18 protein-coding genes and 2 tRNA genes are annotated in these 20,801 nt (G+C 44.5%); 18 read left to right on the top strand and 2 right to left on the bottom strand.

The window, feature by feature from the left end:
* The first annotated feature begins 71 nt into the window (after nt 1-71).
* The 14 genes from ACJJI6_RS01555 (at nt 72) to ACJJI6_RS01490 (ending at nt 14,492) form a co-directional block, all read left to right on the top strand.
* Entirely contained in the window at nt 72-1,802 is a 1,731-nt protein-coding gene (locus ACJJI6_RS01555; protein ID WP_475712285.1) for a SulP family inorganic anion transporter, read from the top strand.
* A 66-nt stretch (nt 1,803-1,868) separates the two neighbouring features.
* Complete coding sequence (locus ACJJI6_RS01550) at nt 1,869-4,088, top strand: ATP-dependent helicase (RefSeq protein WP_475712284.1); 2,220 nt, start codon at nt 1,869-1,871, stop codon at nt 4,086-4,088.
* Between the two features lie 62 nt (nt 4,089-4,150).
* Nucleotides 4,151-4,648: a DUF1993 family protein gene (locus ACJJI6_RS01545; protein WP_475712283.1), complete on the top strand. Its 498-nt coding sequence runs from the start codon at nt 4,151-4,153 to the stop codon at nt 4,646-4,648.
* Nucleotides 4,649-4,954: 306 nt separating this feature from the next.
* Entirely contained in the window at nt 4,955-5,596 is a 642-nt protein-coding gene (locus ACJJI6_RS01540; protein WP_475712282.1) for an outer membrane beta-barrel protein, read from the top strand.
* A gap of 303 nt (nt 5,597-5,899) precedes the next feature.
* Nucleotides 5,900-6,541, top strand: a complete 642-nt coding sequence (locus tag ACJJI6_RS01535; protein ID WP_475712281.1) for an outer membrane beta-barrel protein — start codon at nt 5,900-5,902, stop codon at nt 6,539-6,541.
* Between the two features lie 311 nt (nt 6,542-6,852).
* Nucleotides 6,853-6,929, top strand: a tRNA-Arg gene (locus tag ACJJI6_RS01530).
* An 803-nt stretch (nt 6,930-7,732) separates the two neighbouring features.
* A complete protein-coding gene (locus ACJJI6_RS01525; protein WP_475712280.1) occupies nt 7,733-8,530 on the top strand; it encodes a potassium channel family protein in 798 nt (265 codons plus the stop codon).
* A 64-nt stretch (nt 8,531-8,594) separates the two neighbouring features.
* On the top strand, nt 8,595-8,849 hold the full coding sequence (locus ACJJI6_RS01520) for a hypothetical protein (RefSeq protein ID WP_444917688.1): 255 nt from the start codon (nt 8,595-8,597) through the stop codon (nt 8,847-8,849).
* Nucleotides 8,850-9,284: 435 nt separating this feature from the next.
* A tRNA-Arg gene (locus ACJJI6_RS01515) sits at nt 9,285-9,361 on the top strand.
* A 119-nt stretch (nt 9,362-9,480) separates the two neighbouring features.
* Nucleotides 9,481-10,464, top strand: coding sequence for a right-handed parallel beta-helix repeat-containing protein (locus ACJJI6_RS01510; RefSeq protein ID WP_475712279.1), 984 nt, complete (start codon nt 9,481-9,483; stop codon nt 10,462-10,464).
* Nucleotides 10,465-10,619: 155 nt separating this feature from the next.
* Nucleotides 10,620-10,934, top strand: a complete 315-nt coding sequence (locus tag ACJJI6_RS01505) for a hypothetical protein (protein WP_475712278.1) — start codon at nt 10,620-10,622, stop codon at nt 10,932-10,934.
* Nucleotides 10,935-10,945: 11 nt separating this feature from the next.
* Entirely contained in the window at nt 10,946-11,476 is a 531-nt protein-coding gene (locus ACJJI6_RS01500) for a hypothetical protein (protein WP_444897854.1), read from the top strand.
* 622 nt (nt 11,477-12,098) lie between these two features.
* Nucleotides 12,099-13,259 carry a patatin-like phospholipase family protein gene (locus tag ACJJI6_RS01495; protein WP_475712277.1) on the top strand — a complete coding sequence of 387 codons (1,161 nt, stop codon included), beginning with the start codon at nt 12,099-12,101 and terminating at the stop codon, nt 13,257-13,259.
* A gap of 585 nt (nt 13,260-13,844) precedes the next feature.
* Entirely contained in the window at nt 13,845-14,492 is a 648-nt protein-coding gene (locus tag ACJJI6_RS01490; RefSeq protein WP_475712276.1) for an MOSC domain-containing protein, read from the top strand.
* Nucleotides 14,493-14,934: 442 nt separating this feature from the next.
* Here the strand turns inward: ACJJI6_RS01490 and ACJJI6_RS01485 are convergent, their stop codons facing one another.
* Together ACJJI6_RS01485 and ACJJI6_RS01480 are read right to left on the bottom strand one after the other, a co-directional pair.
* Nucleotides 14,935-16,419 carry an APC family permease gene (locus tag ACJJI6_RS01485; RefSeq protein WP_475712275.1) on the bottom strand — a complete coding sequence of 495 codons (1,485 nt, stop codon included), beginning with the start codon at nt 16,417-16,419 and terminating at the stop codon, nt 14,935-14,937.
* A 738-nt stretch (nt 16,420-17,157) separates the two neighbouring features.
* Nucleotides 17,158-17,865 (bottom strand): alpha/beta hydrolase, encoded by a 708-nt coding sequence (locus tag ACJJI6_RS01480; protein ID WP_475712274.1) that lies wholly within the window; start codon nt 17,863-17,865, stop codon nt 17,158-17,160.
* A gap of 169 nt (nt 17,866-18,034) precedes the next feature.
* On the opposite strand from ACJJI6_RS01480, the gene ACJJI6_RS01475 reads away from it, so the two are divergent.
* Genes ACJJI6_RS01475 through ACJJI6_RS01460 form a run of 4 tightly spaced genes read left to right on the top strand, consistent with a single transcriptional unit; the run spans nt 18,035 to nt 20,649 of the window.
* The gene (locus ACJJI6_RS01475; RefSeq protein ID WP_475712273.1) at nt 18,035-19,117 is read left to right on the top strand and encodes an alkene reductase; all 1,083 of its coding nucleotides are present in this window, start codon (nt 18,035-18,037) and stop codon (nt 19,115-19,117) included.
* A gap of 12 nt (nt 19,118-19,129) precedes the next feature.
* On the top strand, nt 19,130-19,702 hold the full coding sequence (locus ACJJI6_RS01470; protein ID WP_475712272.1) for a TetR/AcrR family transcriptional regulator: 573 nt from the start codon (nt 19,130-19,132) through the stop codon (nt 19,700-19,702).
* Between the two features lie 26 nt (nt 19,703-19,728).
* Nucleotides 19,729-20,031: a YciI family protein gene (locus ACJJI6_RS01465; RefSeq protein ID WP_444897862.1), complete on the top strand. Its 303-nt coding sequence runs from the start codon at nt 19,729-19,731 to the stop codon at nt 20,029-20,031.
* A gap of 9 nt (nt 20,032-20,040) precedes the next feature.
* Entirely contained in the window at nt 20,041-20,649 is a 609-nt protein-coding gene (locus ACJJI6_RS01460) for a DNA-3-methyladenine glycosylase I (protein WP_475712271.1), read from the top strand.
* Nucleotides 20,650-20,801 lie beyond the last annotated feature (152 nt).

The following is a 20,801-nucleotide window of genomic DNA, read 5'->3' as shown; positions in this document are numbered from 1 at the left end:
GCAACCGCCGTCTATCTTGTTTGAGCAGTTCACACAATTGCGGCAGGAAGAGAGCGGAAACAAGTGTAAGGATGCGGCTACTCCACCTAATCCCTCCATGGCTTCGACGCTACCAGCCCAAGTGGCTGGTGGGAGATAGTGTTGCCGCCCTCCTGGCCAGCATGATGCTGATCCCACAGGCCCTCGCCTATGCCGCACTTGCCGGCCTGCCCCCATACCTAGGGCTCTACGCTGGGCTGCTCCCATTAATAGGATACGCACTGTTTGGCTCCAGCTCAGTGCTGTCCGTCGGCCCGGTGGCCGTGCTCGCCCTAATGACCGCTTCAGCTCTGACCCCCATAGCCTCACCGGGAAGTCCCGAGTACATTTCCGGCGCCATATTATTAGCACTCTTGAGTGGAGCAATCCTGCTATTAATGGGGTTTCTTGGCCTCGGCAGCCTCGCCAACCTCTTGAGCCTTCCGGTTGTCGACGGTTTTGTCTCCGGCGCCGCGCTGCTGATTATTGCCGGGCAGATTGCCCCCTTACTGGGAATATCAAGCAATGGGGATACGGTTCTCGAGATATTGATCAGCACCTTTAACCATCTGCCCGAAACCGATCGGGAAGCAGCTCTGCTGGGGCTCATTGCACTGGCCAGCTTAATTGCCGCCCGACTAGGTTTGCCCTTCCTGCTCAGAAAAATCGGGGTCGGCCCAGCACGATCCAAGTTGCTTTCACGGTTGGCGCCCATGCTTATCGTGGTGATTGCCATTGTGCTCACCGCTATTTTTCACTGGGAGAAGGAGTTACCCGTTGTGGGAGTTATTCCCGCTGGCCTACCGCACCTAAGTATCCCCCCTATTAACCCGGGGCTGATTTACAAACTGCTTTTGCCCGCCCTGATTATTGCCCTACTCGGCTTTGTCGAAAGCTTATCTATTGCTCACTCTATCGCCCAGCGGCGCGGCGAGAAGCTCAACACTAATGCGGAACTGCGGGGGCTGGGCGCCTCCAACCTTCTCAGCGCATTTTCAGGAGGGTTTGCGGTAACCGGCAGCTTTGCACGGACAGCCGTTAATGATGAGAGTGGAGCAAAAACCCCCCTCAGCGGCGTGATAGCCGCAGTGCTAATCGCCCTGCTACTTCTGTATGCCACCAAAGTCTTTACCGAACTGCCAATCTGCGTGCTAGCTGCCACCATCATTGTTGCAGCCGCAAACCTGATCAACTTCCAGGGTATGGCCCACCACTGGCGCTACGACCGCACCGATGGACTGGCTATGGCCGGCACATTTCTCGGGGTAGTGTTTTTTGGTGTGGAGACCGGGATTGCCCTGGGCGTGGGGCTCTCATTCGCCACATTGATCTGGCGAGCCAGCCGGCCACATATAGCTGTCGTGGGGCGTGTACCGGGCACCGAGCAGTTCCGCAATGTGCTTCGCTATACAGTGAAAACCGACTCTGAAATTTTGTTCCTGCGTATTGATGAGAACCTGTTCTTTAGCAACATCAATGCGATTGAGGAGCGACTTTTTGTAGAGATAAAGCGACATCGCAATACCCGCCATATGGTGCTGATTTTATCGTCTGTTAACCGGATCGACAGCACAGCGATAGAGCGTCTGTTACAAGTAAACCGGGATTTACAAAGTCGGAATATCCAGCTACATCTGGCTGAAGTAAAAGGGGCTGTACTGGATCGCCTGGGCCACTCCAAGTTACTGCAGGAATTGAGCGGCCGCGTGTTCCTCTCTCCCTACATCGCTGAGCTTGCCCTGCGCCACCATCAAATCTCCGATAGCGACAAACCATCCGAATAAGGTTGCGCGACTTGTAAGACAGCATTAAACACTGGCAAAATATCCAGTATTTGAGCAAAGAGCGCGATGGGCGGAAATAACCTTACCTCTGAACAGCAGGCAATTGCAGATCACGCCGGTGGTCACGCCAAGATCATTGCCGTTGCCGGCTCCGGCAAAACCACTGCTCTGTTGCACTATATAAAGAACCGCCTTGATGCAGGTATCGCCCCCGAACGACTGCTGGTATTAATGTACAACCGCAGTGCTCGAGAGGACTTCGACCGCCGCTTACGGCAGTTGGCTGAAGGCTCGATACCAGCGGTACATACCTTTCACAGTGTTGGATATCGTTTATACCAACGCATGATCGCCAATGATCATATCGCTGCTGCCAACCTATCCCCCCTGCCTCAATCCACAATCCAATTACAAATCTGGAAGGCCATTGAAGAGTGCGCGCCTACCCACGAACTCGAAGAGATTAGAGCACGGAAGCAATCTGAGATTGAGGCCGCTGAATTTTTTATCGACTACACCAAAACGATTCTATCGGGAGATCTCAGCGCATTTCAGGAATTAAAGCTCGGCGATGAATATATGTATTTCTTACAGGTATTTCGCACTTTTGAAGCTTGGCGTCGCAGCCAAAATGCGGTTACCTACGCCGATCTGATTTATGACCCAGCCATGCTGCTCAGCATGGATGAGGAGATGGCCGAGGAGTACGGCAGTTATTACGAAGATATCCTGGTGGATGAATACCAGGATATCAATGAGATACAACACTTTTTATTGCGAGTTCTCTACGGAAAATCTGGCAACGTCATCGCGATTGGCGACCCAGACCAAACAATTTACGAATGGCGAGGCTCCAAACCGGATTTCCTGCTCACATTTTTCGATGGGGATTTTCCCCCCTCGAATATTTATCACCTGAGCCGCACTTTCCGTTACGGCCACCAGCTATCCCTGGCCGCCAACCACTTTATTGAGAACAATCGCGATCGCGCCGATATATTCTGTGTTTCTGCCAATGAAGATCAGCAAACAGAAATCGAGCTGGTAAAAACCGATAAGGAGGGGCGCTGGCTTGTAGAGCACCTGCGCCGATGTCAAAAGCAAGGTCAGTCACTCAGGGATGTCGCCGTATTGGTGCGGCTGTGGTCTATCGCCGCTCCTATTGAACTGGCACTGCTGGCCAATAATATTCCCTACCGTTCAGCAAGCCGCAACACCGTCCTTTCGCGCCGGGAGCTGCGCCCCTTATTTTGGAGTTTAAATATTGCCTCCGGTCGATTCGCCGAACTTCCACCCAAGCGTCGCCAGCAGGGACTTTACGAATGGCTGACCTCTCCCCATGTGCGTATTCCACGCAAAGTCCTTGAGCCCATCTGTTCCTCTCTGGCAGCGTTGGACAAAGGCTGGGGTAAGAAGCTGGTTGCCCTACTACCTGAAAACCTGAGCAAGCCCCAGACCAAACGCTTGCGCCAACGGGCAGACCTGCTTACCCAGATCGAGAGCTGGCGCGGTCACGCTGGAGAGCTACTGCGTCGCCATATCGGTGAACTGGAACTTCTCAGCGGAATCGCTGACGACGCCTTCACCCGCCAACAAGGGGAGGAGAGGCAGCAAACCATCCTCGCTTTCTGCAAATACCTGGACACACTGAAGCAGCCGCCCACTGAAGCCCTGGCACATCTACAAGAGCTTCAACGCCAACACCGGGAGGGCGAACAAACCGAAGCGGATGCTATACAAATAACGACTATGCACCAAGCTAAAGGTTTGGAGTGGGAACAAGTAATTATCCCCACCCTCACCCAGCACAATATGCCCTATCAGCCCCAACGGGACTTCAGCACACCCGCGTCACTGGAGAGCGAACGCCGCTTAATGTATGTGGCGATGACCCGAGCCAAGTCAAAACTCTTCTTGTTGGCCCCTGCAGAAGACTCCAAAAAGAATGATCCAGAGGCTTCGCAGCCTTCATTATTTATTAATGAAATGCAGCTTCCTTTAAGTAAATTGATGGCAGACTCCTTAAAGGAGCGTCCGGAAAAAATCGACACCGATGTACCGGTTTCACGCCAAGCGCTCCACTATTTAGAAGCTTGCGATTACAACCCCAATATCAGTGCACCCCGGGCCCCCATGCGAAAACCCGAACCTGGAGAGGGACTGCGGCATCGAAAACTTGGCTATGGAAGGGTTTTAGGATGGGAGGACAAGCGTATCGAGGTTTTATTTAGCGATGGAAAAGCTCGACGGTTTGATTGGGAGACTTTGTCACAATATCTGATGTAGCAATATCCAGGAACGTGTGTACCACAAAAAAATTATTCACTCCGCTGTTATCAGGTTACCTAATGCAAATATCTATCAAGAGCCTTCTTCATAATTATCTTTCCCAACTACTTTCAATTGTGACTAAAATTCCGCAGGAAATATTTCACAAGCAGCTGGCATCTAACATGTTCAGCTTAGCCGAGAATGCAAAAATTGCGGCCAATTTTTCTCTTCGTGGATACTGCCCACTCGTTGACCAAAAAATTGTGACATTTGAAGAGGATGGCAGTACAAAGGAGGGTATTCTGAGAACCATCCAGAAAACACTAAATTATTTAGATTCTTTACCCGAAGTAACCGATCTGGACAGTAGTAGAAGAATCAATGATAAAGCAGGTTTTACAACCGTGGATCTCCCACAGCCACAATATATCCATCAATATATAATTCCAAACTTACTATTCCATATAAGCATGGTTTATGCAATTGCACGCCACTGTGGTGCAACCCTTAGCAAAGGCGATTTTGATGGGTTACATAAGTACCCTGACAATTTTACCTTTATAGATGGGTTTTAAAAATGACACAATTCCATATGTACTACAGTGGCAAGTTAGAAAAACTACAAAAAGCTCTTCAAAAAACCTGCCACAACTACAACTAAATTCAGACAAAAAAGGCGTGCAGACCGATACTTTGACAAATCAAAAGAAGACAGATTGGCAATCAAATCAGACAAAGCACCCCTTCAACGCACAATCACGCCTCAAAACCATCCTACTCTAATTAAACAACTTGACTGAATTCTTCAGACAAAAGCAATATAGGTGTTATCTATTTTGACGCTTGAGCATTTCGTTACTTTTACACCTCAGGAGACCAACATGAAAATTTCAAAAATATTTCTATTGATCCCTCTATTAGCCAACTACAATTCAGCATTTGCAAAAGAAACCCCTTTCTACGCTGGAATTGGATACGGGACTCAGGATTTTGATGGGCAACAAGAACTTACAGATTATTATGTAAATAATAATTTTAAAGATACCACCAGCTCCTTTGATATTTACGCTGGCTACCAACTAAATCAATTCTTCTCTGTAGAGGCAGGATACAGCCATTTTGGTAAAGCATCCGACACCTATATTCATCATAGTGCAGTAATAGCTCAACTTGACTATAACATCATTAATAACAAGGAAAGCTTGGATATTGACAGCGTACAAATAAATTCTGTCTTCGAATACCCAATGCTAGATAATGTCACTGTCAGCGCCTACCTTGGCCTTTCTTACACTAAAATAGATAGTACTTATACCGCCTACATGAGCATCGCGGATATTGATGAAAATTATGAAGACAATAAACCTTTCAAGTCCAGCGAGAATGATTTTGACCTAACTTACGGTATCGGCGTCAGATACGACTTTACCAACCGGTTCAGCGGCAAACTGCAATGGAAAAACATCAATAATGATGTCGTAGATATCAGTGGCATACATTTGTCTATAGAAACCCATTTCTAAGGACATCTATAAAATGAATATCCGAGGGTAAAAACTGCCTTTATTTTTACCCTCACGAAACTGGCCTCATATTCTAAACCCCTAAACTTCCAGCTTTCATTTTATTGCTAATACCCTACACTTCCATAGTTAGCTCACTGAGTAGTTTATAGACGCTTAATGGGCCAAGCCAAAAATAGATTGAATTGATCGGGCAAAAGGTCCTAACTTTACTTGAAAGCGAATATAGCGCAACGGTAACTAGCGATTTACAACCTATCAAAGAGATACAACCGCTCATTTAATGGAATAAATGGGGCCAAAATGAAATACACTAGACTAGCCATATTACTATTAACCCTTGCAAACACTTCTATCGCGGCAGAGAAGTCAATCTACGCCGGAATAGGATATGGATACTTTGACTTTAAGGGCCAGAACAAACTTTCAGAACCCTATATAAGCTCTCAGCGCTTTGGCGATCACGCCAACAACATCAATATTCACGCCGGGTACCAATTCAATCAGTTTTTTTCCGTTGAACTCGGGTATGATCACTTCAGTAAAACCTATGATGAATTTGTTGCATTAGTTAGTTTCTATGACAGAGAAATTGATGAATATCGCGATGCCTATATCACCGATGATGAAACGGTTACAGCAGGAAGTTATCATCTGCATGTTATTGCCCAATATCCAATCCTTAACAAGACGACAGTAAATGCTCTTATTGGCCTCTCCCATACCAAAATCGACAGCGAGTTCATACCAAGATCCAGCTGGATACCAGATAGCCCATTAAGCCCAACCTACTCCCAAAGCAAAAATGAAACGGACCTAGTCTACGGCATTGGAGTAAAGTATTCTTTCACTGATAACTTTGCTTGCAGGCTCCAATGGAAAACAATTGATAACGATACCCTGAGGATAAGCGGATTTGACCTGTCATTGGAGACGCGCTTTTAGGCGTTGAAATCGAAACCTGATAAGTTGGATGAGATTGACCCCTGCTCTGTCACTGATCGGTACATTTCCTTTCAAGAGCCTCCAAAAGCCCCGCAAGCGGGCCTTGCCACCTCACTCTGTAAAACCACTTGTCTGCTCTTGATGGTGGTGCCTTATCATCCTCTTAACCCGCTAGCCCTGGCAGCGAATCTGTAACTAGTCAACACTCACTCAAAGTGCCTAACTTTTATCCAACATAATGTTTTTTAAGGATTTTTTTACTCTTAAGGTTGACTTACCCCCACCGCATCTATAGTATCCGCATCCGTAACGCGCTCGTAGCTCAGCTGGATAGAGTACCTGGCTACGAACCAGGCGGTCGGAGGTTCGAATCCTCCCGAGCGCGCCATACAAACGAAGGGCTTATGCTTAACGGCGTAAGCCCTTTTTTGTTATAGCGCGGTAAAACCCGCATGCATATATCACCGCCAGCACTACCTTTATGCCTGAGCCGGCCCCACCGCCACCAACTCCCCCAGAACTCCACCACTAGGCATCCGTCACCGGGCCGTAACACAAGAACTTCTAGGAAGTATTCCTCACCCTGAACCCATTGCTGGGAGCTAGTGGTGGAATTGGCGGTTCACCGCCAGAAACATAAATTGCCGGTGATACAGATAAATTTATACAAGCAGGGGCTGAGCCAGTTCCTCTTTCCCAAGAAGAAAGCCAGCGATTGGGTAAGTACTAGATTTTAACTGAGCTCCACTAGCAACAAGTAAGTGGGCGAACCCCAGTCGACAAATAGCCAACGAAAAGCCATTATCAGGTGTAATAGAATTACGCATCAGCACTCTCTGCTGAAGAGCAATAATCATACCCCCTCGCGTACAGACCATTTTAGATGTTAGATAAATTGAGGGGCGAGTTTCTCGATAAAATAACCTACCCCCTCCACATCAACCCATGAATGCAAATGATACTCTCAACACCACCACCCCATAAGTAATACACCGTATAGTGTCGACTCAATAATTCACAACTTAGCTAACATTACTATGCTAATAGAAACGTAAGATCAAAACAGTCACCATAATTCAGATTGGCTGATTGTAAGCAGCCCTCTTCTACACTTGCTGGCGCGATCGTAATTGCCCCAAAAGGAATGACGCAGGCATAAATTATATCGCTTATAGTTAATGAGCACAGAACATGACACGTTTCCTATCTTTTCTGACATGGAAAAAAATACTTGTCGGCTATTTTTCAGTGATCTTCATCTTTGCTGCCATATATAGTGAATGTGACTCCTGTATAAATGAAAAGCTCGATTTCACAAAAAGTATCTACTTCAGCATTGTAACAATAACAACTTTGGGCTATGGAGAAATTCACCCTATCAATGAGCTCGGTTATCTACTAACCTCCATTGAAACACTGACGGGAATTGCAACATTTGGGTTACTATTGAATGAATTTACAAAATACCAATCAAACCGACAAGAAAAATTAAGACAAGAAAAAAGAGTCGAACAATTAAAAAATGCATACCATTATTTTCGAGTTCATATGGCCGACTTTTGTGCCGCGGCTATCAGTACTATAACCCACAAAGAACAAGCCCCAGCATCCTATGACATGACGGGCTTTAGAGCATATTTGGAGAACAATAATAATAGAAATGCAAATATCCTTAAGGAAGCCCTCCCACGTGACCAAAAATTCAGAGCAATGGTCATGACGGAATACAAAATATATGCCCGACAAATAGAGCTAGCTTGCTCAACGATAAATCTCCACGATACAAGGCTATTGGACTTCTTCTATACCCATATAAGCCAGTCTGTCCGACTTGAAGCTGTGAGTGAAGCATCAGAGACCTTATCAGAAACTCTATTCAATCTAATCAATGACATTATGGCTGGAGTCGATGCAAATGGATGCAGGCGTGACCGAGACATATATATGGGTTATATCAATTCACTAGAATCGCACGTTAGCCAAGGCTAACAGACCACCAAAAGGCGATTCTAATACTACCTTGCTCACACAAATAGATAGCACCGATAATTTCATGAATATGATTCAGAATGGCACTAACAATGTCGGAGAATCTATACAGATTGAAAGCTCACTGGGTACCGTTCAAATTTTACAAATCGGGGATCAAAATGAGAGTGGAATATCTCACAGCTTAAGCATTTCTGATTTTGCCAGCTCTACACAATTTGGCACTGGAAATATATTCAGCCTTGGTCAGAATGCAGGCGGTAATAATTTTGCTATTGGAGATCAAGTTGGTGAGCTAAATACCGTGTTAGCCAATTAAATATAAGCCAGCAAGGCATGCAAAATTCACAAACACTGTTTCAGACAGGCTCAAAAATTAGCTCATGGAACACCCAAAGCGGCATGGAGAACTCTGTAATGCCGAATCAAAGCGGAATGAACCACACTTTAACATCCCTTCAAAACGGGACTCTGAACAGCCTCACAGCTAGCCAAGGTGGAACCTCACAACTTACCAATGTGACCCAGCTGGGAACAAGCAATAGCGGAACGATCAGTCAGTAGTCGCCGTAGAGCCTCAAAAGCCTCTTATAACCTCTAGAAAGCCCTACCCACGGCTCCTGAGCCAAACCCCTTTGTGCGAAAGCAGAAACAGGCATACAGGCTTTGCGGTCACCAAACACCAAAAAAGTACTTCATATGAAAAAAGTGCTTGACTCTACCTACACCAATCTATATTGTGCGCCTCCTCGACGCGCTCGTAGCTCAGCTGGATAGAGTACCTGGCTACGAACCAGGCGGTCGGAGGTTCGAATCCTCCCGAGCGCGCCACTTTCAAGGGGCTTACGTTTTTTGACGTAAGCCCCTTTTTTATTGCGATAACCTCAACACCAAAGCACAGCTAGGCTTTGGATTATGGAAACAAGGAGAAGTTTTCAGGGGGTAGCGCCATGGATATCACGACTCTGAATGTACTTAAGCAGCTAGGTTTGTCAGCCGCAGTCTTTTCCCTATCTACGGCCGCATTAGCCATTGAATGCGGCGACACTATATCTGAGCCCACCACTCTATCTCAGGGTCTGAATTGCGAGTTGAGTATCACCAATCCTGTAGCGCTCACCATTGTAGGCCCATCAGGGAGCCTGAATATGGCGGGGTTTGAGCTTAGCTGCGTATCTCTAGACCCAACCCAAACAGATTTCTACGCAATAGACCTCCAGGGCACCGCAGCATCTCTCAGCAACGGCCAACTAACCAACTGCACCAATGGTGTCATCACCTCCAGCTCAGGCTTCCACTCCATCTCCAATATGGAAATAAATAGCGCTGTAAGAAATGCAATTTTGCTATTCGGCAACGGCAATACCATCACCAACGTCGATATTACAGATCCTGCTTCTTCAACCATCTCTGATGGTATTGAGGTTTTTGGCGATTACAACACCATTAGTCGCAGTAAGGTACTAGGAGGCGGAGACGAAGGCATTGAAATCCTGGGAAACTATAACAATATCTCCTTTACTACCGTTTCCGGGTTTAGCGAGGACGGCTTCGAGATTGATGGCAACTTCACATTTGTATCTAACAGCATCATTGAGAATAACGGTGAAGCTGGAATCCTGATAAACGGTAATTTCAACAACATAGCAAGTAACAATGTGGCGGATAATGGGCAGGTGGGCATTAATCTAAGTGGCGGCTCAAGCAATTCGATTGCAAGCAACAGGGTATCCAATAATGGGCTATCGATACTATCAAGCAATGGCGGTATTATCGTTACTGACTCGAACAGCTTAAACAACCGTATTACCGGGAATATCCTAAACGGCAATCAGCAATTTGACCTCGCAGATCCCTTTGACCCCGGCTGCAATGAGAAAAACCTCTGGAGTGGAAACCAGTTCACTACTTCAGACCCCGCATGCTTAGACTGACCACCCAAAAGAGAAGTGGCTTGCGCTGCAAGGGCGGGCACCTCCAGTCTCACGAAGGCTATATCCGGGATTTAAACAGAAGCAAATAAGACTCAGGTACCAAAATTACTGTTCAAAGTTAAACCAAGTTGAATCAAGAGTCTCAATAGTTAAAAATGCATGAGGAGCTGTCAAAATCAGAAGTAAGGGACTACATGGCTGATATCCTCAAAGATATACTTCAGTTCGTACAGAATGTGGGGCTTAAGAATGGCCTCTTTGTCATATTTTTCATCTTTGCGCATTACCTCCTCTTCTGGATGTACAGTGGGCGCCTGAAGGACCGACAAGTTGAAATTGACCGGCTTGCAGCAGATAATAAAGAATATAGGGACAGGTTTTTAAAGTTGATGGACAACGCCTTCTCTTATTCACCTCCCACTAGGAAAAACGCGCCCAAGAAGCCAATTAATGAAAAGGAGTTTGAGTAGTGCTCTATCTATTGCCGGCAATTGCTCTTGTCTTCATTTTCGCGAAAATGTATCAGCTTCTGGAAGTAAAGAAGCATGATCAACACTTATTTGAGTTTTGTCAGCTGCGGAGAGATACGATCAGCTATCTCTCCGATTCTTATACCGACCTATCAAGAAATGATTACATAGCCTTACGCAAGATCAATGATGCACTCAGCACCATCATTGCCGGCTATAAAGAGCACAGAACGGTTGTGTTTAATCTCAGGTTATTTTCAGAGTATGTCAATCAGCTAAAAGCCTTTGAGAAAAAGGCCGAGAAGATATCAACCAGCAATCCAGATATACAAGAGTTACTAAACAGAGTTCATCAGTCTATATTTAATGCCTTTCTGGCATTTACCCCCTACCTAAAATCAGAACTCGCGTTCAATGTAGTGATGAAATTGATCTCTCTGGGAGTAAATGCCGGGGCCAATTCATTCAGGGCACATTTGCTAAGCCTTAAAGAAGCCAAAACCCTGCTCAATACCTTTAAAAAGCATTCCTCCCCTTGCTGAGCCCCTCTTTTTCAGCCACCGAGAGCTTTTCAGCTATATGCATGGCAAGCGCTATCAAGGGCAAACTTTGATACCAGCCAGTACGCCAAGCGCTGATATCAATCCTGCTGGGAGTCAGCCAATAAGGCTGGACTCTGTGGACACTCAAGATTCTATGCGTGAAAAGTAACTAAAGGCGGAATTTTCAGTCAAGCAAAAAGCACTGAAAAATCAATGAGTTAATACAGAAATACACTTATTTTTTGGAATGTTTAATATCCCAAATTAGGACAGCACTCCATCCAGCATCAAACTATTGATATTTAACTAAATAGTCATCTTCAGCTCATGTTAAACCATTCGGTCATCGTCGATATATCGATAATTTCGAAAAAATCGATATACGAAATAATCATTACCAGAAAACTGAAAATAAGACGCACAGATCTATAAATCGCACTTTTTTCTCACCGAAAGCCCTTACAACCGAGAAAAAACTACGGACCGTTCAACCCATAAAAAGTAATATCATACGCTTTTTCCGCCCCCCTTCTTACCCGACAAAACCCGCTCTCTCCATTTAGTCAATATCAAAGATTCGGTGTCTATATCCTTGCGACGTAAATACCTTATAGGTGCAGAAATGGAACTCAGTTATATCCTTATTATATGTACAGTGATCATCGTGATTTTCACTGCCTGCGCCTATCTGTACAACTACATCCTTACAGCAAGCGCAACATTTTATCGCTCACCAGTGCAAGAGGATGAGACTGCGATACGCAATCATCTCAATGATAAAGATACGATCAACATACTTGTCATTGACGGTGGTGGTATCCGTGGACTCATACCACTATATGTCATTAAGCACTTGGAAAAAGCACTGGGGCAACCAGTTGACGAGATTTTCGATGTGTTTAGTGGTGTCTCGACGGGCGCTGTCATTGTTACCGGGTTGAATGTCCGCTCATCTCACCTGGCTAAAAACTATGCCAATGTCGATTCAAAAACAGACTTGCTTATTAACTTATACAAGTCGAAAAGTAATTATCTGTTTTCAACCCCTTGGTATCATAAACTGCTTACGGCATCCGGTCTTTTTTCTCCAAAATATTTGGGTCGCCGCCTTCACAAAGTAATGGAGAAGCACTATACACCAGAGCTTAACTTCACCGATTTGAAAAATTATGTGATTATCCCCTCACTCAGTGTGAATACTGGTGAACTTCACCTCTTCAAAAACCGAGGAGGAGATACCAGTGAGCTTCCTACCAACAGCCTATACCAACTGGTCACAGCTGCAGTTAGTGGGGTTTCACTATTTCCCCCAGTTGGCTTTATGGCTGACACCAAAGAAGTGGGCCATAAATACTTTGCCGACGCAGGTATTTCTGCCAACAACCCTGCAAGTGTTGCGCTCCTGGATATCATCAAAGAGTTCCCTCACAAGAACTACTATGTGCTGATTCTTGGGTCCGGCACCTCCCCGCTGAACAGTTCGCAGGTGAAATATAAAGACCTGAAAAACTGGGGCATACTACAGTGGGCACGAGATGCTATCTCAAGTGTTCAAAGATCAATGGATGAGCAGCAATTGCACGCCCTGGAAATTGCTTCATTACTCTCCAACAATGTAAAGATCAAATATGATTATCTCAATGTAGAGGTAACTGAACCCCATGTCGGTCTATTTGAATACGACAATATCGATTCACTCAAGATTCACTCAGATCGACTCATTAAAAACAATAAACAGAAAATACAACAGGTAATTGACCAATTGGCCACTGCCAACGGATAAAAATCTCATCACAATGTAAGGCGGCAACTCAACAAAACGGTTGCCGCCTAACCTAAGGACAGTGGCATTCACTCTATCAGAAAATACACGCTTAGCACCCACCACCCTCTCACCCGCTAGCAGCAAACCAACCAACAAATATTTTACTGGTTTATCGCTAGTGACATTACTCTTCAGGAGCAAAATCAAACGGCGTTTAACCATGCCAAAGCTTCGCTATCTAATCACAATTCTAATTACACTGACTTCCTGCCTCTTTGTGAATGTAAGAGCTGGAGAACTTCATGATCGTGAGGCTCGAAACAGGTGTATAAAAACCTGTAAGAATAGCTACTATGACTGCATTAGAGATAATGAAAATCAAGACTGGTGCGTAGAGAAAAAGATCCACTGCGATAATATATGCTATGAGTACGAAGAAGATCGCTGGCGCTGGTATCGGGATAAATCTTCCAACCATTAACCAATAAACAGATATATGTAAGCCGTCCTATAGGACATCAAAGCAACATAGGATAGCTGTGCATTAAGCGGATATTTTGCTAAGATCCAGGTCCTGCATAAATTATCTACCAATAAGAAAATATGAAACTCCTCTCTATAAACGTATCCAAAAAAGTAGATTGCGAATACAAGGGTAAAACTGTAACAACGGGGATCTTCAAGAAGCCAGTCCAAGGAAAAGTTTTTGTTGGAAAGAATAATTTGGAAGGAGACGAGCAGGCAGACTTAAAAAATCATGGCGGCAAAGATATGGCTATATATGCGTTTTCTAATGACCACTACCCTTACTGGGAAGACCTGTTAGGCAGAAAGGGCCTTAAGTATGGCGCATTTGGTGAGAATTTAACGGTAGAAGGGCTTCGAGAAGAAAATATCTTTGTTGGAGACCAATTCCGCATAGGCAGTTGTATCCTTGAGGTAAGTCAACCCAGAATACCCTGCTTTAAGCTAAGCATGGCCCTAGATAATGACGCTGCAGCCAAGATTCTCACTAGCAGCTTTAATTGCGGTGTATATTTTAGGGTTGTTAAGGAGGGGCATATTAAAGAAGGGAATTCGATTTGTAAGATAGCTGAAGCTCCAAACTCAATCGACATACGATCTATGTTCAGAGCTTTTTTTGATAAGCAATTTCCCAATACCAAGCAAGTACTCCAGACTGCAAGTCAACTACAACCCTTATCCAAAGAGTGGAGAGAGAAAGCTGTAAGACGGCTCTCCAAGCTCTGACAATTGAGCAATTTATCACATCAGCCTACTAACTATGCTCCCTCCGAAAGTGAGCCTCCAGGAGGGCTGTGTAGTAAAAGTTAAAACCCGGCACTACCCCGGACTTAAATGTGTTAACCGTAGTTATTTGGAGAAAAGTACTAACTTATTAAATAAACAAGAATTAATAGGCTTCTTTAACTTGATACTACTGCGCGAGCTATGCTCGAACACCCCCTATTGCCATCTACCAATATATTTGCGGATAAAATGATAGGTATTATCAGGCATGTAAAAACTTAAACTGATCCTGTCAGAATTGGCCTAGGCAATAGATTTCCTGACTCAGCACTTATCGGTTTAGCGCTAACAAAAGAGTTCACTCATGTACTTGGATCCACCCAACACCCTGGAATCTTTTACTAATATCACAGACACCAACCATTTAAAACCATACATCAAGCTACAGCTTATTATATACCCTGCAAAATTTAACATAGGACGTCGAAGATATTAACAAATAAAAAGCAATTGAAAAAATAATTACCGCCCAAGTATACTGAATTAAATACAAAATCCATAAATATATAATAAACGGCAGAACTAACACAGATAATTTCTTAACCCCAATACTGGCAATATGCAATGATGCATAAATACAGATAAGTACTGACAAAGAGGCGCACACCAACAAAAGGGATGATGAAGTTATGGTAATCATGAGCACCCCCAGTACAGCAAAAACAGCAGCCCCAAAGTATCTCGTGCCAGGTTCAAGTGCTCCCATGCTAATGGGGGCGGCCATATATCCAACTATATGATAGCCAGATACGATCACCATAAGTGCTGCCCAACTATCAGCATGAGCAAGTACAACTGCTGCTATCAACCAATTAGTAAGCATCGAGCGCCTTGATAAATTATGTACAGGATCTAAAACAGCCAACCATCGCGGCATTTGCCCTACAGAGGCCATTGCAAATAGAATTCTTGACGAGGCCCCCAAATAAGTATATCCAGATGCCGAGGGACTTATCACACTGTCTGCGAGTAGTATCATTGCAAGAAAGTGCAAGCCAAGCAGTGTCGCCAAGTCCAAAAGCGGCGAGTCAAAATTAATCCCTTGCCAACCACCATTTTCCACCAGAAGATCGTTCGGCACTGAGGCCATAAAAGCATATTGCAATGCAAGATAAACAAGCGTCATTATTGTAATTGATAAAGTAACGGCCAAAGGAATATTACGCTTGGGATGTTTTATCTCACTGGCAAAGGCAACACTGATCTGAAAGCCATTAAACGAATATATTAGACCTGCCCCAATAACAGCGGAAAAAGCGCTTCCAAACCCAAACTCCTGATTAGAGTCAATTGAAAAATTTGACCCCCTTGTATCACTACTAAATACAACTATAAGCAATACAACTATTGCAAAGGTGGGAGTAAATATCTTTAGAACAGTGACAACATTATTGATCTTGGCAAGAAACCGTATTCCATAATAGTTAATCAGCAAATATACAAAAAGAATACTTAACGCGAGAACCTTCCCCCACGGAGTCAAGGTGTGATTGTCAATTAACAAAGAGGAATCTATAGCAGATGAGAGGTATTGGGTAGTTGCCTGCGCCTCGGTCGCAACAACCATTAATGTGCCAAACCAGTTAGCAAACGCAAATGGCATTCCAAAAATACTATTGTGCGACAATGCACTGGATTGAGCGAGGGCTCCACGGACTGGGTAGAATGCAACGACACGACTTAGGCACAAGCCAACCATCAAGACCAAAAGCGCCGCTAATATCCAGGCTCCAAAAGCCCAATTACCTGCATAGTTTGCCGTAAGCTGCGCGCTAAACAACCAGCCCGAACCTATCATACAGGTGGCACTAAGCAGCGTAGCACTCAACAGAGAAACGCGTTTTTTTCCGCCTTTGGCACAACCCATATCGACCGTTTTCTATAGTGTTATGCAGGCGTCTTCTCTATTTAATCTGATAGCTCCTGCTACTAGTATCTTTAGTTTAGCCAGCCCAGTTCATTTCAACCAAAAACAGTAAGTTATCTCTTTCTACTTCAGGTATAAGTCAAAATTAAAAATGGAGATATTGTATAGAAGCCTTTAAAGTCCCTATCGAAATTTGACATGAGCATCAACCCGCCTTTCCAAAAGCTAAAGGCTGTCTGCAGGGAGGCACGCTCAACGTATGCAGCAATGAAAATACAGAAAAGTTAACGCAACTATACAGAGGGCTGAAGGAAATCCCAGCGGTTGCATCTTTCAACATCAAGTTATTCTTTCAAGATTGACGTCATACGTCCCCGCATCCGCCAGAATTTTTCTGGCACATAGTTAGTCGCAAAAGATATAGAAGCCTTACATCCAGGAACAACTAAAAGGTAAGCCGTAGCCGCATCATCAGTCACGCCACCGTGATGCAGTACCAACCATGGCTTATCTTGCTCCCCTAGATTTATGCCACCCACCCGCAATCGAGGAAATATTTTTTCTCTTTGATTTCTTCACTATGTAATTAGGCGTAGTCAACGCAAAACTTGGATTCAATAGATCAATTATTTTTTATATCACCACGTACTTAAATTATACAGAGGCATACTTGACTCATCTCTCATTGGGGCGATCATAAGAAATGCCCCATACAGGTTGCTAAAGTAGCAACTATCGCTATATCGAGGCTATCAAAATTTGGGTAAGTTCTTTGGGCATATCTAGCATCACATCATGACCACAGGGAAGGTTTATCGTCTCCCAACCAAGTTCTCTCTGGGCTCTCTCAAAAAACGGCCTACCAATTCCTGGTGCCCACCCCGACGCATAGATGTATCGGTGCCGAGCTACTTGCTTCCATAGACCCTGTAGTTGAATCGGTTGCTCAAATGATCCCAGTGGGTGGTCGACACAGCGCCGATCCACCCACGCCTGATCTTGAATGTTAACCCCGAAATCTATTGCAGGACTTGGCGCTACGCGAAATCCATCACCCTGAGCTCTGGCAATATCCTGAAAACTCAACCCGACCTCTACAGGCAAAAGATCTAAGACGTTTTGCCCATCCTCTGGAACTAAGGCATCAAGATAGACAAGGGATCGTATATGCTGGTGCACCTTATCAGCCACACCGGTTATTACTACCCCACCATAACTGTGGCCACACAAGACAATATCCGTTAACTCTTCACATGCGATAACACCCAAAATGTCTTGTATATGCGTATCCAGGTTGATTGTGTCATCTAAAAGGTGCGCCCTTTCTCCGAGCCCCGTCATAGTTGGGCTATAAACCTCATGGCCGTACCGCCTAAGAAACGCTGATACCCGCTTCCAACACCAGCCTCCCTGCCAAGCACCGTGTACCAGAACAAATGTTGCCATATTGCACCCCCTATCAATCAAACCTACTGGGTGTACAAATTATCGCCCCCCTATCCTCGATCAGTATACGAATTGATAAATGGTTGACACCGCTAGGACGGGTGACCTAGCATAACAACCACTAGGTCAGGCGTCCTAGAGAAATAAAGCTGAGAAAAGGAAGTAAAACATGGCTAATTTATTCCAATCCTTCGATTTGGCAGGTCTTCAACTCTCAAACCGAGTGGTGATGGCACCAATGACTCGCAATCGAGCAGATGCACAAGGGGTAGTGACACCAATGATGGTGACGCATTATCAACAGCGGGCAAGCGCAGGCCTAATCATCACGGAATCCTCCCCTATATCTGCTCAAGGCATTGGATACCCATGCACACCGGGTATTTACACAACGGAGCAGGTCTCTGGCTGGAGGAAACTCACACAAGCAGTGCATCAAGCAGGTGGGAAAATTTTTATACAGCTGCAACACTGTGGGCGCATATCCCACCCCACATTGCAGCCAGATGGAGATACCCCCGTCAGCGCATCGGCAGTTAAACCAGTTGGACAAGCGGTTACCTATGAAGGAAAAAAAGACTTTGTACTTCCCAGGTCATTAGAGAGCAGTGAGATCCCCAAAATCGTAGAGCAATTTGGCTTTGCCGCACAAATGGCTAAAGAGGCAGGCTTTGACGGAGTTGAGATTCACGGTGCGAACGGTTATTTGATCGATCAGTTTCTACGGGATGGTACTAATCAGCGCGGTGATCTCTATGGCGGTAATATAAAGAACCGCATGCGGCTGCTAAATGAAGTGATTGACTCCGTAATGGCAGCGTGGCCTTTAAATAGTATTGGAGTGCGACTTACACCCGAAAATTGCTTTAATTCGATGTCCGATTCCGATCCGCAAAATCACTTTGAATACCTATTGCAGCAACTAAGCTTCCGAAATATTGCCTACGTCCATATTTTAGAAGGTGATATGATGAAGAAAGAACGAGATGTAAATTACCAGCTCTTGCGGGAACGCTTTAAAGGTGTGTATATCGCCAACAACGGCTATGACCTCGAGCGCGCCCAAACATCTTTAAAAGAAAATAAAGCTGACCTAATTGCTTTTGGGACACCCTTCCTAGCAAATCCCGATTTAGTCTACCGACTTAAGCAGGGTATACCACTTAATCCAGCTGACCATTCAACTTTTTACGGCGGGGACGAAAAAGGCTATAATGACTATCCATTCGCTTCAGTCCAGATTAGAAAATAGTCCCCGATCAATATGGAAAAACTAGATACCCGTGAACGAATCATTGATGTTGCAGATGATTTATTCTACCAACAGGGATTTGAGCATACCTCTTTCAAAGATATTGCCAGCCTCTTAAATATTTCACGCGGGAATTTTTATCATCACTTTAAGACGAAGGATCAGATCTTATCCAGCGTAATAGAACGAAGATTACAAAAAACCCGAGTAATGCTCCAAGATTGGGAAAATCAAGGAAGCGCACCTGATCAGAGAATCAAGTGCTATATACGTATTGTTATTACCAATTGGGATAAAGTCAGAGATTTTGGTTGCCCCATTGGTACTCTCTCCAATGAACTAGCTAAGCTGGATCATATAAGCCGCGAGGACGCCAATAAAATATTCACTCTATTCAGAGAGTGGTTAAGAATGCAATTTACTCAGCTAAACCCCGATATTGATGCAGATAACTTATCATTGAAGGTTTTATCTTGGAGCCAAGGGGTGGCCACTATGGCAAACGCCTTTCAAGATAAGGGTTTTGTTGAGCATGAAGTTAAGAAGATGTGCTCTTGGGTTGATACGTTCCAAATGAAGGGATAGCCCTATTTATAAAGGAATTGAATTATATGTTTATTATCCTATTAAAATTTTCACAGAACAAAGCACAAGCTGCCCAGTATATGTCAGGTCATAAGGTGTGGCTGCAAAAAGGTTATGATGATGGTGTATTTCTAGCATCAGGAAACATAAAGCCCGGTATTGGTGGGGGGATTTTAGCGTTTAATACTACTTACGAAGAATTGTTGGAACGCATCAGTCAAGATCCTTTTATATCTGAAAATGTCGTTAGTAGCGAAGTCATAGAAATCGATGCATCCAAAACAAGTCCGCAACTTGAATTCTTACTAAATACTGAGACAGATGGTTAGGAAGCTGATATGCCTGCGCAACTTATACAAGGCCACGATGGTAAATATCGCTGTAGCTGGTGTTCTTCGGCACCGGATTTTCTAGAATATCATGACTCTGAATGGGGCTACCCAGTAGATGATGATTACCGTCTATTTGAAAAACTATGCCTGGAAGGTTTCCAGTCGGGACTGAGCTGGCGCACAGTCCTAGCCAAGAGAGAGAATTTTCGGAGGGCCTTCCATAAATTTGACTTTAACAAAGTAGCTCGTTTCAACCAATCAAATATTGAAAAACTTCTAAAAAATGAAGGGATAATTCGGCATCGGGGTAAAATCGAGGCTGTAGTTAGTAATGCCAAGTGCGCCAAAGAAATCGTTAAGAACGAAGGTTCGCTGGCATCATTTATTTGGAGATACGAACCTAAGGAGGAAGCCCTTGCCACACCACAAAGCATGTCAACCTCAAAAGAGTCTATCTTACTTTCAAAAGACTTAAAAAAACTCGGTTGGAAATTTGTAGGCCCAACAACTGTATACGCTTTCATGCAAGCAATGGGACTAATTAACGATCATTTAGAGGGATGCGTCACAAGGACACAAATTGAACTTCACAGGCGGAAATTTATAAGGCCCTAGCAATCAATAAGACAGCAAGAATGAGTAAACATACCACACTCAGCTGGAAATATTCTTTGCGCAACTTGTATTTACCCCCATTCACACTTTAATCACCTTTTGTTTTCGATCAGAAAATCTTACAAACTATCTGTATATCTATATACATCTGG

The organism is Microbulbifer maximicatervae (SeqCode) (assembly GCF_056232625.1).
This window is presented reverse-complemented; position numbering and strand designations above follow the sequence as displayed.

What these genes read in the sequence shown, in the direction of transcription:
- ACJJI6_RS01555 (WP_475712285.1), top strand. Translation starts at nt 72, where the DNA reads ATGCGGCTACTCCACCTAATCCCTCCATGGCTTCGACGCTACCAGCCC.
- ACJJI6_RS01550 (WP_475712284.1), top strand. Translation starts at nt 1,869, where the DNA reads ATGGGCGGAAATAACCTTACCTCTGAACAGCAGGCAATTGCAGATCAC.
- ACJJI6_RS01545 (WP_475712283.1), top strand. Translation starts at nt 4,151, where the DNA reads ATGCAAATATCTATCAAGAGCCTTCTTCATAATTATCTTTCCCAACTA.
- ACJJI6_RS01540 (WP_475712282.1), top strand. Translation starts at nt 4,955, where the DNA reads ATGAAAATTTCAAAAATATTTCTATTGATCCCTCTATTAGCCAACTAC.
- ACJJI6_RS01535 (WP_475712281.1), top strand. Translation starts at nt 5,900, where the DNA reads ATGAAATACACTAGACTAGCCATATTACTATTAACCCTTGCAAACACT.
- ACJJI6_RS01525 (WP_475712280.1), top strand. Translation starts at nt 7,733, where the DNA reads ATGACACGTTTCCTATCTTTTCTGACATGGAAAAAAATACTTGTCGGC.
- ACJJI6_RS01520 (WP_444917688.1), top strand. Translation starts at nt 8,595, where the DNA reads ATGAATATGATTCAGAATGGCACTAACAATGTCGGAGAATCTATACAG.
- ACJJI6_RS01510 (WP_475712279.1), top strand. Translation starts at nt 9,481, where the DNA reads ATGGATATCACGACTCTGAATGTACTTAAGCAGCTAGGTTTGTCAGCC.
- ACJJI6_RS01505 (WP_475712278.1), top strand. Translation starts at nt 10,620, where the DNA reads ATGCATGAGGAGCTGTCAAAATCAGAAGTAAGGGACTACATGGCTGAT.
- ACJJI6_RS01495 (WP_475712277.1), top strand. Translation starts at nt 12,099, where the DNA reads ATGGAACTCAGTTATATCCTTATTATATGTACAGTGATCATCGTGATT.
- ACJJI6_RS01490 (WP_475712276.1), top strand. Translation starts at nt 13,845, where the DNA reads ATGAAACTCCTCTCTATAAACGTATCCAAAAAAGTAGATTGCGAATAC.
- ACJJI6_RS01485 (WP_475712275.1), bottom strand. Translation starts at nt 16,419, where the DNA reads ATGGGTTGTGCCAAAGGCGGAAAAAAACGCGTTTCTCTGTTGAGTGCT.
- ACJJI6_RS01480 (WP_475712274.1), bottom strand. Translation starts at nt 17,865, where the DNA reads ATGGCAACATTTGTTCTGGTACACGGTGCTTGGCAGGGAGGCTGGTGT.
- ACJJI6_RS01475 (WP_475712273.1), top strand. Translation starts at nt 18,035, where the DNA reads ATGGCTAATTTATTCCAATCCTTCGATTTGGCAGGTCTTCAACTCTCA.
- ACJJI6_RS01470 (WP_475712272.1), top strand. Translation starts at nt 19,130, where the DNA reads ATGGAAAAACTAGATACCCGTGAACGAATCATTGATGTTGCAGATGAT.
- ACJJI6_RS01465 (WP_444897862.1), top strand. Translation starts at nt 19,729, where the DNA reads ATGTTTATTATCCTATTAAAATTTTCACAGAACAAAGCACAAGCTGCC.
- ACJJI6_RS01460 (WP_475712271.1), top strand. Translation starts at nt 20,041, where the DNA reads ATGCCTGCGCAACTTATACAAGGCCACGATGGTAAATATCGCTGTAGC.